The sequence below is a fragment of the Pseudomyxococcus flavus genome (assembly GCF_050038885.1).
Classification (GTDB): Bacteria; Myxococcota; Myxococcia; order Myxococcales; family Myxococcaceae; genus Myxococcus; species Myxococcus flavus.
This window is the reverse complement of sequence record NZ_CP143624.1, coordinates 7,111,153-7,125,449: the sequence shown is the minus strand read 5'-3', so window position 1 is coordinate 7,125,449 and position 14,297 is coordinate 7,111,153. Positions and strand designations below refer to the sequence as shown.

The 14,297-nt window shown below is 71.6% G+C and carries 11 protein-coding genes; 9 read left to right on the top strand and 2 right to left on the bottom strand.

Annotation, left to right across the window (positions count from 1 at the left end):
• Nucleotides 1–133: 133 nt before the first annotated feature.
• Nucleotides 134–580: a DofA protein gene (locus tag VZL07_RS29640; RefSeq protein ID WP_426751237.1), complete on the top strand. Its 447-nt coding sequence runs from the start codon at nucleotides 134–136 to the stop codon at nucleotides 578–580.
• Between the two features lie 22 nt (nucleotides 581–602).
• Here VZL07_RS29640 and VZL07_RS29635 read toward each other — a convergent pair whose 3' ends face one another.
• Nucleotides 603–1,457 (bottom strand): ThiF family adenylyltransferase, encoded by an 855-nt coding sequence (locus tag VZL07_RS29635; protein ID WP_426751236.1) that lies wholly within the window; start codon nucleotides 1,455–1,457, stop codon nucleotides 603–605.
• Between the two features lie 533 nt (nucleotides 1,458–1,990).
• Between VZL07_RS29635 and VZL07_RS29630 the strand changes: the two genes are divergently transcribed.
• Complete coding sequence (locus VZL07_RS29630) at nucleotides 1,991–3,334, top strand: hypothetical protein (RefSeq protein ID WP_426751235.1); 1,344 nt, start codon at nucleotides 1,991–1,993, stop codon at nucleotides 3,332–3,334.
• A 7-nt stretch (nucleotides 3,335–3,341) separates the two neighbouring features.
• Here VZL07_RS29630 and VZL07_RS29625 read toward each other — a convergent pair whose 3' ends face one another.
• Nucleotides 3,342–5,132 (bottom strand): sigma 54-interacting transcriptional regulator, encoded by a 1,791-nt coding sequence (locus VZL07_RS29625; protein ID WP_426751234.1) that lies wholly within the window; start codon nucleotides 5,130–5,132, stop codon nucleotides 3,342–3,344.
• 333 nt (nucleotides 5,133–5,465) lie between these two features.
• Here VZL07_RS29625 and VZL07_RS29620 point away from each other — a divergent pair, with 333 nt between their 5' ends.
• From VZL07_RS29620 to VZL07_RS29590, 7 genes are read left to right on the top strand one after another with little or no spacing between them, the layout of a single operon-like run.
• A complete protein-coding gene (locus VZL07_RS29620) occupies nucleotides 5,466–5,987 on the top strand; it encodes a 4Fe-4S single cluster domain-containing protein (RefSeq protein WP_426751233.1) in 522 nt (173 codons plus the stop codon).
• Nucleotides 5,984–7,060, top strand: coding sequence for a hypothetical protein (locus tag VZL07_RS29615; RefSeq protein ID WP_426751232.1), 1,077 nt, complete (start codon nucleotides 5,984–5,986; stop codon nucleotides 7,058–7,060). Before VZL07_RS29620 ends, VZL07_RS29615 begins: the two co-directional genes overlap by 4 nt.
• Nucleotides 7,057–7,623 (top strand): hypothetical protein, encoded by a 567-nt coding sequence (locus VZL07_RS29610; RefSeq protein ID WP_426751231.1) that lies wholly within the window; start codon nucleotides 7,057–7,059, stop codon nucleotides 7,621–7,623. Before VZL07_RS29615 ends, VZL07_RS29610 begins: the two co-directional genes overlap by 4 nt.
• Complete coding sequence (locus VZL07_RS29605; RefSeq protein WP_426751230.1) at nucleotides 7,620–9,740, top strand: AAA family ATPase; 2,121 nt, start codon at nucleotides 7,620–7,622, stop codon at nucleotides 9,738–9,740. Before VZL07_RS29610 ends, VZL07_RS29605 begins: the two co-directional genes overlap by 4 nt.
• Nucleotides 9,733–9,999, top strand: coding sequence for a hypothetical protein (locus VZL07_RS29600; protein ID WP_426751228.1), 267 nt, complete (start codon nucleotides 9,733–9,735; stop codon nucleotides 9,997–9,999). Before VZL07_RS29605 ends, VZL07_RS29600 begins: the two co-directional genes overlap by 8 nt.
• A complete protein-coding gene (locus VZL07_RS29595) occupies nucleotides 9,999–13,271 on the top strand; it encodes a hypothetical protein (protein WP_426751227.1) in 3,273 nt (1,090 codons plus the stop codon). The genes VZL07_RS29600 and VZL07_RS29595 overlap by 1 nt, the downstream gene beginning before the upstream one ends.
• Nucleotides 13,268–14,290: an AAA family ATPase gene (locus VZL07_RS29590; protein WP_426751226.1), complete on the top strand. Its 1,023-nt coding sequence runs from the start codon at nucleotides 13,268–13,270 to the stop codon at nucleotides 14,288–14,290. The genes VZL07_RS29595 and VZL07_RS29590 overlap by 4 nt, the downstream gene beginning before the upstream one ends.
• Nucleotides 14,291–14,297: the final 7 nt, after the last annotated feature.

Here is a 14,297-nt window from a genome sequence, read left to right as displayed (position 1 = left end):
GGCCCGGCGGGGCACTGTTCCGCCGGGGATGTCCGCCCTCCAGTCCGATTCCTTCGGCTCCTGCAACGCGCGCCAATGGACGCGCAGACCGCCAGGCACCGTCGTTCGTTCGTTCCTGGAGAAGGGGGACATCATGGAAACACCCGTCTACAAGACCGCCGTCATCGGCAGAGTGTTCTTCCTCCGCTGGGAGGCACCACCCAGCCAGGAGGAGATCCACGCCGTCTTTCAACAGATGAAGGGCACGCACGAGCAGCTCCGCCACCCGCTCGTGCTCGTTGCCAGCCTCTCGCCGAAGTCGGCCGTGCCCAACTCCGAGCAGCGGCGCAACCTGTCCACATTCCACTCGGACGCGCGGCCGCTGTTCACGGAGATTCACGCCATCGTCGAGGGCAATGAGCTGCAGTACAACCTGCAGCGCGTCATCATCTCCGGCATCAACCTGGTGACGCGGACCTTCGACGAGGCCTTCCACCGCGTCCACAAGCACGCCGACCTGGTCGCGCCCTACCTCGGCAAGAGCCTGGGGGTGGATGGCGTGAAGGTCATCGAGGAGGCGCGGGCGCTCGGCGTGGTGTGAGCCCCGCCTGGCCGCCCCACCGTCACCCCACGGGGGGCGTGCCCGCCGCTCGCGGCGGCGGAGGCTGCCGCCGCGCCAGGGCCGGCGCCGCGCGGCCCCGGACGAAGCAGTGGTCGAAGAAGTCCACGTAGAGGTACTCCGGCCACGACACCATCGCCCGGGGCCCGTGCATCACCGCGCGCGTCAGCTCCGTCACCATCATCCCCGCGGCGCTCGTGGCGCCCACGACGCAGGTGGGTGCGTGGCCGCGGCCCTGGTAGCACGCGTCCATGTACTCGCGGAGCATGTAGCTGCCCAGGTGCGGGATGATGGCCGGCAGGTCGATGCGGCCATCCGACAGGATGTAGAGGTCCTCGTACAGGGGCGCGTCCGCCTGGAAGACGTGCAGCGCCGCGCCGAAGCCCAGCATCAGCCCCGTCATCACCGGCACGCCGCGCCGGCGGCACGCGCGGTGGAGCACCTCCTTCTCGCGCGCCCCCGCGATGTCGATGACCTCCACCACGTAGTCCACCGGCGGCCCGTCCCGCCCGCCGTCGAGCACGGCCTCCACGTTGGCGGCGGTGATGCCCTCCGGCACCTGCCGGAGGCGCAGCGCCGGATGGATGTCCCGGCACATCCGCCCCACCACCTCCACCTTGGAGCGCCCCAGGGTGCTCTCGAAGCAGCCCACCTGGCGGTTCATGTTGTGGCGCTCGTAGACGTCGAAGTCCGCCAGCGTCACCGCCCCGAAGCCCAGCCGCGCCAGATCCACCGCGCACTGCCCCCCCGCGCCGCCCACGCCCGCGACCAGCACGTGCGTGCGTGACAGTTTGTCCAACGTCGCCTCGTCCACCACGCCAAGATTGCGCTGGAATCGCTGCTCGACCATGGCGTCCATCTGCGCCCCACCCCGGAGGGTAGCGAGAGCCCCATGGGGCGTGTGTTCAGCACCCCGCCCACGGGGACTGGTGCCGTCCGGACCCGGGCAATCCCCCCGTCCTGGAGCGCTAATCGGCTCTTGCTCGTTCTAAGTGCCTGTGGTCATTTGCGTGAAACCGTCGCCATTTCCTCTCACCCCTGCCGGTTTTCCTCGAAACGGCGAGGACGCCGCACCGGTGACGCGCGGGCTTCAGCAATGAAGCATTCGCGGAAGTAAGCCAGCCGTCAGGGGATGTCAGAGGTTCGATGCAGAGTGGCCTTCACCCATGAAGTCCCCACCTGGAGAACACTCCAGGAGATACAGGGGTTTAGGGATTGGCGTGGAATCTGCTCAGGGGCCGACACGCCAGGGAGTCCATGGGCCGGCGGTGACTCGACTCCCCGTACCCCTTCAGCCGATCCGAGGTCTGTATGCGTTCCGTGTTCTTCCTCTGTGTCTCGCTGGCATGTCTGTCGTTGGCTGCCCCCGCCGAAGCAGCCCCTTCTGATGAAATGCGACACGCTGTCTCACGGGCGGCCGCCCTCCAGGGCGTGGAGCTGCTCGCCGCCGGCGAGGATGTCGCCGCGCTCCTGGGTTCCCACAATCCGAGCGCGAGCGAGCGCGTGGTGCTGTTCGACAACGTGGCCCACTACCGCTACCGCCTGCGGGTGGGGGCTGGCGAGCATGACGTCGTCACCTTGCACCGGGTGGTGAAGGAGGACTGGCCGTGGTGGCCGTCGCGCGCGTCGCGGGCGGTGTTCATGGTGCATGGAGACGGCTGGGGCTTCGAGGCCGCGTTCCTGTCCAGCGCCGGCTCGGCGCACGTCCCGCCGGAGCAGTCGCTGGCCGCGTATCTGGCGAAGGAAGGCGTGGACGTGTGGGGTATCGACCTGCGGTGGGCGGGCGTCCACCAGGACACGCAGGACTTCCGCTTCATGAAGCGCTGGACGCTGGAGACGCACGCGTCGGACGTGGGCGTGGGGCTGGGGGTCGCGCGGCTGATGCGGCTGGCCGGAGGCAACTTCCAGGGCACCATGCACCTGATGGGCTGGAGCCGCGGCGCGGTGGTGAGCTACGCGTACCTCAACCAGGAGGCGCGGCTGCCGCGGACGCTTCGGCAGGTGGATGGCTTCATCCCCGTGGACATGGCGGTGCGCTTCGCCCCGGAGCACGCGCAGCAGCAGCAGTGGGCGTGTGAGCGCTACGCGGCGCTGAGCGAGGCGCGCCAGGAGGGGCAGCTGGAAGGCGGACTGCTGGGGCCGGCGCCCGGCGTCATGCTGCAGACCATGGGCCAGCTCGCCGCGCTGCAGCCGAACGAGCCGTCGCCGCTGGTGCAAGACGACATCTTCGGTCCGGGCACGGGCCGGCCCACCAACCGGAAGCTGGCCATCGTCGCGGCGGGCGCCACGAGCGTGCTCTCCGCGCCGCTGCAGCCCATCGTCCCGGCCTACCACCTCTTTGGAAGCATGCCGGACGCGCTGGGCCTGCCCGAGCAGCTCACCTTCACCCAGGACGGCTACATGTTCGAGTTCGGCCAGCGGGCCGCGCCGTACCAGAGCCTCAACGAGGTGGTGGAGACGGAGGCGTGGGCGTGCGGCGCCATCGACGTGCCCTACGACGACCGCCTGCACGAGGTGAAGGTGCCGGTGCTGTACGTGGGCGCCGCGGGTGGCGTGGGCCGCTACGGCGTGCACAGCGTGTCGCTGCTGGGCAGCCACGACGTCACCGTCCACATCGTGAGCACGCTGCCGGAGGCCGCGCACCCCCTGGACTACGGCCACGCGGACCTGTTCCTCGCGGACGACGCGCGCGTGCGCGTCTGGAAGCCCATGCTCCAGTGGATTCGGACCCACTGAAGCGGGCCTAGCCGTCTCCCTTCCACAACCCGTGGCGCCGGGCCCGCCGGCCCAGCGTCACGGGGTCCATGCCCAGCGCCACGGCCGCGCGCCGCAGCACGCCGCCATGGCGCTCCAGTGCCTCGCGGATGAGCTCCCGCTCCACCCGCTCCAGCCTCGCGCGCAGGGAGCCATCCCCGCTGGGCTCGTTGCGCAGCGCCAGGGTGGCCCCCACCGCCGGGGGCAACAGCCGCCGTGACACCACCTCCCCCGGGCGGGAGAGCAGCACCGAGCGCTCCATGACGTTGCGCAGCTCGCGCACGTTGCCCGGCCACGCATAGGCGCGCAGCGCGTCCACCGCGTCCGGCGCGATGCCGCTGGCGGAGCGGCGGAGGGTGCGGTTGAACAGCTCCAGGAAGTAGAGCGCCAGCTCCGGCACGTCCTCCGGACGCTCCCTCAGCGGAGGGATGTCCACCGTGAAGCTGTTGAGGCGGTAGAAGAGGTCCGCGCGGAAGCGGCCGGCGCGCACCTCCTCGCCCAGGTCCTTGTTGCTGGCGGCCACCACGCGCACGTCCACGTGGCGGACCTGCGTGCCGCCCACGGGGCGCACATCGCCCGTCTCCAGCACGCGCAGCAGCTTCGCCTGGAGGTTCGGGGTGGTGTTCTCGATTTCGTCCAGGAAGATGGTGCCGCCGTTGGCGAGCACGAAGAGGCCCGGGTGGTCCGCCACCGCGCCGGTGAACGCGCCCTTCACGTGGCCGAACAGCTCGCTCTCCAGCAGCGTCTCCGACAGGGCGCCGCAGTCCTGCACGACGAGCGGCACATCGCCCCGGCCGCTGAGCCGGTGGAGGATGCGCGCCAGCACCTCCTTGCCCGTGCCCGTCTCGCCCTGGAGCAGCACCGCCACGCGGTGGGGCGCCACCAGCCGCACCAGCTCCATCACCCGGTGCATGGCGGCGCTGCGAAAGCCCACCTCGTCGCTACCCCGGCCACCGGGGGCTGGCGGCAGCTCCTGCGACAGCGCCCGCTCGCGCAGCAGGCTGCGCTCCAGCTCCAGCGCCATGCGCCACTGCTCGGTGCGCACCCCGTGCTCGCGGCCCGCCTGGAGCACCGCCTGGTGCAGGGCCTCGCGCGTGGGCGAAGGTCCGAGCGCGCGGAAGATGCGGCCGGCATTGAAGAGGTCCACCAGCCGCTCCGGCGCCGCGGGTGCGCAGTAGACGATGCGCGACGCCAGATCACTGGGGGGCCCCGCGCCCGACGGGTCCGCGTCCGCGCGCCGGGCGGCCAGGGACTCCACCAGCGCCAGGGCCTGCTCCTCGTCCTGTCCACACACCACCAGGCACGCCGCGTCGCCGCGCGTCACCAGCGCGCGGGCCTCCGACGGCACGGCGGCGAAGTGGAGCTTGGCCACGCCCTCCAGCGCGGCGCTCACGAAGCGCGCCTCCTGCTCGGAGGCGAAGGCCACCACCACCTGGAGGTGGGACGAGGCCAGGTAGCGCGCCAGCTTCACGCCATCCGAGTCCTCGAAGGCGCGGAAGCTCACCCCCAGCGCCGCCACCGCGCCGGAGGCGTCATGGCGCCACCGCACCACGCCGCGCACGCGGATGTGCTCGCCCGAATCGGGAAGGGAGAAGGACAGCTCCACGTCCTCGCCCTCGTGCGGCCCTTCCGAGGCCGAGTGCGGCGTGGCGATGAGCCCGATACCCGTCTCACTGATGTTGACGGCCCAGCACCCATGGAGCGCGGGCTGCGTCACCACCTTCACGTATAGCGGCTTGCGTTCGCTTCGGGGGGCGTAGGCGGACACAGGCCGCGTCATGACCATCACACTCTACTTGAGGGATGAAGCGTCGCTGACAATTTGCGGCGCGGGAAGATTCGCCAACCATCACTCGGCCTGCATGTAGGTACAAGTCATGAACGCCACGGGTAGCGGAAGCGAGAAGCCCTGCCCCCCACCCAAGCCCCGTCAGGGGGGTGGCCCTGCTCCGGTGACGGCCCCGCCCTGGATGGAGGCCGTGCTCCCCGTGTCCCCCCGCTCCTGGCATGCTGGGCCGGTCTCATGCACACCGCAGAAGGCAACTCCTCCCGCTCCGGCCCGACGCTCCGGATTGCCCAGAGAGTCCCCCGCACGGAAGCGGAGGGTCCCGGGGTGCGCTTCGCGCTGTGGGTCCAGGGTTGCCCCCTGCGCTGCCCGGGGTGCTGCAACCCGGAGATGTTCGCGGCCGAGCGGGGCACCGTGGAATCGGTGGAGGCGCTCGCCGCGCAGGTGCTGGGCACGCCCGGCATCGAGGGCCTCACCCTCCTGGGCGGCGAGCCCTTCTCCCAGCCCGGCCCGGCCGCGGCCCTGTGCGAGCGCCTCCGCGCCGCCGGGCTGAGCATCATGGTCTTCACCGGCTACACGCTCGCGGAGCTGCGGGCGCAGGCACGTCCTGACGTGGACCGGCTGCTCGCGACGGTGGACCTGCTGGTGGACGGCCGCTTCGAGAAGGACCAGCCCGAGACGACGCGCCGGTGGATTGGCTCGCGCAACCAGGTCATGCACTTCCTCACTGACCGCTACGCACCGGACGCCCCGTGCTTCACCGCCCCCAACACGGCGGAGGTCCATTTCGTGGGCGGGCGGCTGGTCATCAACGGCTGGCCCGCGCTCGCCAACGCGTTCCGGTCATGATTCGCGTCTCGCCGTCGGAGCATCCGCTGCTCACGCTCGCCCGAGCCATTGTCGGGCTGGGCCAGTATGCGTCCGTGGAGGACCTGCTCCGCGGCCTGCACGCCGTCCCGCGCCGCTTCAGCCCCGGTGCGATGCACGTCCTGCGGGACACGCTCGCCAAGGGCAGCGTGCTCGCGCTCGCCCGGTGTGGCGGCTGGCGGCGGCAACGCGCCCTCCACGACGGCGCGGTGCGCTCCGGGCGCATGTGGGAACGGCACGCCCCGCCGGCGCTGCACTTCTCGCCCGTCACGCTCCACACGCTGCGGTGGCTGCTCGAACAGCCCCTGCTGAAGTACGGCGCCGCGCCGCTCGAGGTGGAGGGGACGCCCACGTCGGCGGACGCGCTCTTCCTGTATCTCTGCTGCCGGCTCGTGGCGGGTACGCCCTGCGCGCCGACGCTGGGCGCCCAGCCGCTCTTCCGCCGCTCCGCCCTCTGCTGGCTGGGCTTCCCGGAGCAGTTCGGGCCGAAGCCGCCGGAGCTCACGGCTGCCGACTTCGCGCCGCTGCTGGCGGACGGCGCGTGGCTGCTGGATGCGCTCAGGCCTGAGCTCGCCCGACGGTGGCGCGGGCTGGAGGAGTCCAAGCGAGGCCTCTCCTCCCCTTCCGAGGCGCTGGCCCTGGGCACCGCGCAGGAGGCCGTGCTGGCGGCGTACCTGGACGCGGTGGACACCGCCGGGCGGAGGGACCTCGCGAGCTTCCTCATCGACGCGGCGCGACCGCTGCTGGAGCAGCCCGCCTCACGGTGGGTAGAGGGCCTCTCCCGGTCCGCGACGCTCGCCTCCCGGGCCGAGGCCGCCCGAGCCGCCGCGGCCTTCCTTCGCGCCCTATCCCGGCTGTCACGCTGGGACGCGGAGCACCGCGCGGTGCGGTTCTTCGACGATGGCTACGAAACCGCCCAGCTCCTGCTGTCCGAATGGGGCGCCTTCGGTGAGGCGGGCTTCCGCCGCGCCGAGGACCACGCCCGGGAGCTGGGCACGTCCCTCACCAGCGCCGCCGCCGCGGTTCCACCTTCTTTCCCCGGGAGCGCTCCATGAGCCGCGCCTACCGAGTCTCCGTTTCCGAGTCCCTCAACCGCGTGGTCCAGGCCGAGGACGGCCTCTGCACCCGGCTGGAGCTGCTGCCCTTGTTGTCGCGAGAGGAGTTGGCCGGGTTGCTGGCGGCGGAGCTGGCGAGCCGGGGCTTCACCCGGGAAGGTGACGTGGCGCTGCGGACCGAGGCGGATGGCGTGCGCATCGCGGTGGACGTGGCGACGGGCGACGTCAGCGTCACGCTCAGTGGCCAGCAGGAGGTGGCGCTGAAGGCGCGCGGTGAGCTGGCCGTCGAAAGCCCGCACGAGGTGGAGCAGGCGAAGTTGCGGGCCCAGGACCTGGCGCGCGCGAAGCTGGAGGACGCGGCCGACGTCGCCTCCGACCAGCTGAGGCAACAATTGACGGAGAAGCTGGAAGGCCGGCTGCGTGACCTCAAGTCGGAGCTGGACGCCATCTCCAACAAGGTGACGGCGGAGGCGCTCAAGGTGCGCGCGGGGCAGCTCGGCACCATCGAAGAGGTCCACGAGGACGCGGCGACGGGCTCGCTGACCATCAAGGTGCGCGTATGAGCCAGCGCATCCCCGAGGCGTCGCTGCCCACGGAGCTGTCGCCCTTCGCGGCCGTCGAGGCGGCCTACCCCGCCGAGCTGAACCGCGTCTGCGAGGCGCTGCTGCGCGGGCTGCCCGTCATGGTGGAGGCGGACAAGGAGCTGACGCCCTACTTCTACAAGTGCCTGCGCGACAGGCTGAAGAAGGACGGCAAGCAGTTCCTCTACCTGGATGGCCGCACCGCGCAGGAGCCGCCCCCCGGCATGCCCGCGCCGAGCATGATGGCCACGCTCATCGCGCAGCTGCGGGACGCGGTGCGCGGCGCCGTGCGGGAGCGCATCGTCGTGCTGCCCCACCTGGACCTGCTCACCACCAGCAACGGCGGGCTCACCAGCGAGGCACGCGAGGTCATCCCGCTGCTCTACGAGAACCCGGAGATGGTCTGGGTCGGCTTCAAGGACCCGTCCTTCGCCGTGCCCCGCGTCATCGAGAACCTCTTCCCTCACAAGGAGAGCATCCTCGGCGTGGGGCGCGACCGGCTGCGCTACCTCGTCACCCAGCGAGAGAGCCGCAAGTTCGGGCGGGACCTCCAGCCCTATGCGCTCTACAAGCACGTCTCCGGCGTCAACGCGGTGCGCCTGCGGCGGCTGCTGGGCGCGATGACCGGCGAGGACTACCCCGCCAACCCGAAGCCCGCCTACGCGCAGCTCCGATCGGCCACGCTCACCGGCTCGCTCAGCGTGCCGGAGCTGGAGCTGCACGCGGACATCGGCGGCTACGCGAAGGTGAAGCAGCGGCTCCAGCAGGAGATTCTCGACGTCCTCGCGCGCAAGGACACGCTGAGCGACCCCGAGGCCGTGAAGCGCGTGGAGGCGCTGCTCCCGCGCGGCATGATTTTCTGGGGCCCTCCGGGCACCGGCAAGACGCTGTTCGCCAAGGCCATGGCCTCCGCGCTCGGCGCCGCCATTCAAGTGGTGAGCGGGCCAGAGCTGAAGAGCCGCTGGGTGGGCGAGAGCGAGGAGAACCTCCGCCAGATTTTCGTGCGCGCCCGGCAGGCGGCGCCCAGCATCATCGTCTTCGACGAGTTGGACTCCTTTGCCTCGGCGCGCGGCACGTACACCGGCTCGGGAGTGGAGCACTCCATGGTGAACCAGCTCCTCACGGAGATGGACGGCTTCCGCAAGGAGGAGCTCGTCTTCGTGGTGGGCACCACCAACTTCGTGGAGTCGCTGGACCCCGCGCTACTGCGCCCCGGCCGCTTCGAGTTCCAGCTCTGCATCCCCTACCCCAACAGCGCGGACCGGCGCGCCATCCTCTCCATCTACGACCAGAAGCTGGGCCTGGCGATGACGGAGCGCGCGATGGACTACGCGGTGAAGCGCACGGGCGACCGGGTGGAGGGCACCGGGACGCGCTTCTCCGGCGACCACATCCAGGCGCTGTGCCGGGCACTCGCGCGGCGCAGGCTGCGCGAAGGCGCCCAGGGCCCCACCGACGCCGTGGACGTGGAGCGTGCGCTCACGGAGTTCCTGGACCGGCCGGAGCTCACGCCCATGGAGGAGCGTGTGGTCGCCACGCACGAGGCCGGCCACGCGGTGTGCGCGCTCTTCTGCGAGCACGCGCCCGCCATCGACCGCATCAGCATCCGCGGCGACCTGGCGGGCTCGCTGGGCCACGTGCAGTACGCGGACCCGGCGCACCGGTACGTCGTCACGCGCGGCCAGTTGCTGGACAGCATCTGCATGCTCTTCGGCGGCCGGGAAGCCGAGGCCCTGCTGCTGGATGACCTGTCCCTGGGCAGCGCGCACGACCTGGAGCGCGCCACGGAGATTGCCCGCGAGCTGGTGGAAGACCTGGGCATGGGCGGCGACGGCGTGCCCGTGCGCCGCTACGAGGCCCCGGGGCGGCAGGCGGACCGGCATGCGCTGTCCGATGCGACGCGCAGCACCCTGGAGGCCGCCATCCAGGAAGTCCTCTCCGTCCAACGCGTCCGGGCGCGCGATATCCTCCAGCGGGAGAAGGAGCGGCTGGTGGCCCTGAGGGATTTGCTCATCGAACGCAAGGTGCTGGACCGCGAGGCCTTCACCCACCTGGTGCCCGCGTCCACCGCGCCTCGGAAGGAGCCCGCGCTTGGCTAGCCTCATCCTGCGACTCCAGGTGGACCCGGCGACGGGCCGCAAGGACGTCATCATCCAGTACGAAAGCGACGCGGACGCGCTCCCCATGGAACACGAGGACGAGCACCGCCGCCTCGTGGACGCGCTCATCCAGGGCGGCACGCTGAAGGCCTCCGAGCTGGGGAAGGTCATCGTCCAGCGCGACTCTCCGTCAGGCCGGACTGCGGAGCCCGCCTCCACCGCCGAGGAAGCCTCCGACAAGGTCGGCCAGAAGGCCTGATGTCCATGCTCGTCTTCCCCAGTGAGGAAGCGCTCCGGCTGGCGCTGACCTCCAGCCTCGTCCCCGCGGAAGTCCAGGCCCTCCCCGCGCGCTACCACCGGACGCCCGATGGCGCCCTCCACGTCATGCCGGAGGTGATGCCCACGAAGGACGTGCTCGCGCGCCTCACGTCCCTGGGCGTCCAGGTGACGCGGACCCGAGCCGCGGAGGCCGCTGAGGCCCGCTGCTGGGCGGAGCTGGTGTCGTCGAAGCGCGTCCCGGTGGAGAGCGCCCCCACCGGGCCCGTGTTGTTCCTGCCGCCGGACGCGGACGCGCTGCTGCCGCTCGCGGGAGAGATGCTGCGCCTGGGTTGTGACCGGCAGGAGGTGTGCCTCGCCGCGTCCTCTACTGGAGACAACCGGCGTGCCTTGCTGCGCGCGGTGGCGCCGCCCTACTTCACCCTCACCCGCGCGATGGACGCCGCGGGCCCGCTTCGGGCCTTCGTCCCCGCTGTCCCCGGGCAGCACGCCGTCTGGGTGGAGCTGGGCTACACGCATCCGCTCGCGCGCACGCTCCAGGCGCCCCGAGGCACCCTGCTGCTCATCCAGGGCGAGCGCCCGTGGCTGACCGCGCCGGATGGGCCGTGGACGGACCTGTATCAGCACACCGACTTGCGGCTCCCGGAGCCCGCGGAGGACTGGACGCCCTCGCCCACGCCGGGCCGGCTCACGGTGCCCCTGCGCCTCACGCGAGCGGCGCGCACGGAGCCCGCGAGCCTCTGGGTGCTGCGCGAGGACGCGCTCGCCCAGGTGGAGTCCCTGGTCCACACGCTGCCGGAGCCGCTGCTCGCGCAGCTTCGCTTCGCCGTCTCGGGGCCGCCCGATGCGCCGTGCATCGTGCTGCGCGCCCGGGCGGGGCGGGAACGGCCACCCGAGCTGGGCCTCTCGGGCATGGCGTATGCGCCACTGCCCCAGCTCGCGGACCTCTTCCTCCCCTGTGACGGTCTGCTGGAGCCGCCCGTGCGCCGGGACAGGCTGCGCGCGTTGCTCGTGCCCCAGCCGGACACGGTGACGTGGCTGCATCCCACGGGCGGCGGCGGGTTCCGCGCGGAGCGGCTGCCGGAGTCCGCGTTCCAGCCGCTCGACGCATGGGTGGACTACGTTGTGGACACCAGCGCCGAGGCGCTCTCGCCTTGGGTCCGGAGCGCCACCTTCGACTTCGCTGCCTTCGAGGCCACGGAGGGTGAGTGGCAGGCAGCGGCCCGCGCCGCGACGTCGGACGACGAGGACGAACGAAGCGCGCGAGGCTCCCGCCGCTCCCGTCGCACCGCCTCCACCGCGCCGGAGTTCCCCGCGAGTCCTCCGCCCATCGTCGCGGTCCGTGTCGCCCAGCACGCGCCCACCGGAGCCCGGCTCGCGCCGCTCACGCCTTCACAACTGAGCGCGGTGGAAGAAGAGCTGGGGACGTTGGAGAAGTCCTTTCTCGCGCTGGACGAGCCAGCGGATTCCCCTTCGCGCCAGGCGCTCTGGATTCACATGGCGGAGCTGAACGGTCGGCTGGGCCGAAAGCGGGACGCGAGCCTGTGCTGGACGCGCGCGCTGTGGTCCGCGTCCGACGCCACCGAGGCCGCGGAGCTGGCGCGGCGCTGGGCCGACGCGGAAACGGACGGGGCCCCCGCCGCCGAGCGGCTGGCCCTTCCCTCCCCGACGGGCGAAGACGTGCGCGCCGTCGCCAGCAACCTGGTGCGCGCAGCGCTGGCGCCCGGCGAACAAGCGCCCGGCGATGTCGCGCCGCTCCAACGGTGGCTGGACCGGCATGACGCGGAGCTCGACGTCCGCGCGTTCTGGCTCGCGAGGACGGCGCTGGACTCGCTCTCCGGGGGCGATGCGCTGGGACTGGCGCGTGCGGGAGACCGGCTGCTGGAGATGCTCCAGCAAGGCCTGTCGCTCGCGCGGGACGTGCCTCGCTTCCTGCGAGGTGAAACCGACGTGGCCCATGCGCCCCGGGTGGTGTCGCAACTGGAGGCCCTGCTGGAGCGCTTCGAGACCACGCCCCGGCGCCGCTCCTCCATCGAAGCGGCGCCGGCCCTCACCCTGGCGTATGTCCGCTTCGTCTTCGCCGTGGGGCTCGCGCGGTTGGGTCAGGCGGACCGCGCCCGGGCGCTGGCGTCCGAGGCGGCCGGGGCCGTCGATGCGCAGGACGTCATCCACGGCTTCCTCTCACGCGCTTACGGTGCGCGTGTGGCCCAGGCCCTGGAAGGCCAGCCGCCCGAGACACCCCTCCCCCCCGACATCGCCGCAGAGCTGAACGCGCTGGGCACCTTCCAGCGATACAAGGTGGACCGGCTGCGGCAGGCCTCGGTGTTGCTGGAGCCCAGTGAGCGGCTCGACCCGGCGAGGGCCTTCGGACGCGGAGCCAGGGACTTGCGCGGCGAGGAGTTCGCCGCGCTTCGCGACCTGAAGGACCCGGCACAGGTGGCCGCGCAGATGCAGGCCCTGACGGGCCGCGCCACCGATACGAGCCAGCCTCTCGCGGAGCGGCAGCGGCTCATCGGGGGCTTGCTGGACACCCTGCCCCGTGTCGCGCCGGCGCGGGCCGTGCCGCTGCTGAATCAGCTCGTCTCGTCACTGGACGCGCTGCCCGGGGAAGCCCAGGCCGTGCTGCTGGGCAACGCGCTCACCCTGGCGGCCCTCTTCGGCCGCGCGGACCACGCGGTGGCGATGGCGACGCGGCTGAACAAGGTGCTCGCCGCGCTTCCTCCCACGTCGCCCGCCTGGGCACAGGGCATCCTGGGCGTGAGCCTGCGGGGCCTGCGCCGGGTGGGCCTGGCGCGCGAAGCCGCGGAGCTGGTGAATGCGGCGCAAGGGCTCCTCACCCGGCCCAAGACACCGCTGACGGCGCAGCTCGCCGTGGCGGCGGGGCTGGCCATGGTGGGACGTGTTGCCGAGGCCGTCAGCGTGTTCGACACCGCCTTCGAAGCACTGAGCGCTGCGAAGGGCTCGCTGCCGGAGCGGCTGACGTTGATGCGAAGCCTCGCGAGCGCGCTGGCCCATGCGCCAGTGGCGCTGGCCCTGCCAGGGCTGGTCCGCATCTCGGAAGGGCTGACGACGGTGACGGACAGCTACAACACCAACAGCCACTTCTGCCTCTCCGTGGTGGAGCTGGCGGACGCGCTGGTGCTGGGCCACGTGGAGGTGGCGCAGGGCACTGGAGAGCGCGCGCGGAGCTGGCTGGACGAAGACGAATTCCTGGTGCGACGGCGCATCCATCGGGAGCTGGAGGAGCGCACATGAGCAGTCTTCCCGCCATCTCCGAGCTGACGTTCGACGCGCTCGCCAGCGAGGCCCACGGCCTGCGCGAGCGCCTCAACCGCTTCCGGCTGGCGCTGGGCCGTCACTTCGTGGGCAAGCAGACGCTGGTGGACCTGATGACGGTGGCGGCGGTGGCGCAGGAGCCGCTGCTGCTGGTGGGCCCGCCGGGCACGGCCAAGTCGGACCTCGTCCTCAAGTTCCGGGACGCGCTGCGCATCCCCAACGAGGACTACTTCGAGTACCTCCTGACGCGCTTCACCGAGCCGTCGGAGGTGCTGGGCCCCATCGACATCAACCTGCTGCGCCAGGGCCGCTACATCCGGCGCGAGGGCGGAAAGCTGCCCACGGCCCGGCTCGTCTTCCTCGACGAGGTCTTCAAGGCGAGCTCCGCCATCCTCAACGCGCTGCTCACGGTCATCAACGAGCGCAAGTTCTACCAGGACGGCGTGCCGCAGCCGGTGAAGCTCAAGGTGCTCTTCGCCGCCACCAACGAGCTGCCCGAGCACGCCGAGCTGGGCGCGCTCAAGGACCGCTTCTGTCTCAAGGCCGCGTGCCGACCGGTGCAGGACAGCTACTTCCTGGAGCTGCTGGACTCCGGCCTGGAGTCCCAGACGCACCGGGAGCTGAACCAGAAGCCCTGGGCGGAGGGCCACGCCACGCTGGACGACGTGCTCAAGGCGCACCGCTACCTGACGCTGATGATGGGGCGACGCGAGACGGGCCCGGACGGCCGTGAGCTGAGGGACAGGGACTTGTTCTTCCGCGACGACCTGCTGCGCGAGTTCCGCCGCGTGGTGCAGACGCTGACGCGCGAGGACGGCGTGTTCATCAGCGACCGCAAGCTGGTGAAGCTCTACCGCCTGCTGCGGACGCGGGCGTGGATCTTCCACGGCGGCGCGGTGGAGCGGCCGGACCTCCAGCTCCTCTCCTACCTGGGTGAGACGCGGGAGGAGATCGACCTGCTGGAGGAGAAGGTGCCCCGGCTGCTGGGCCTCTCGTGAGCCGCGG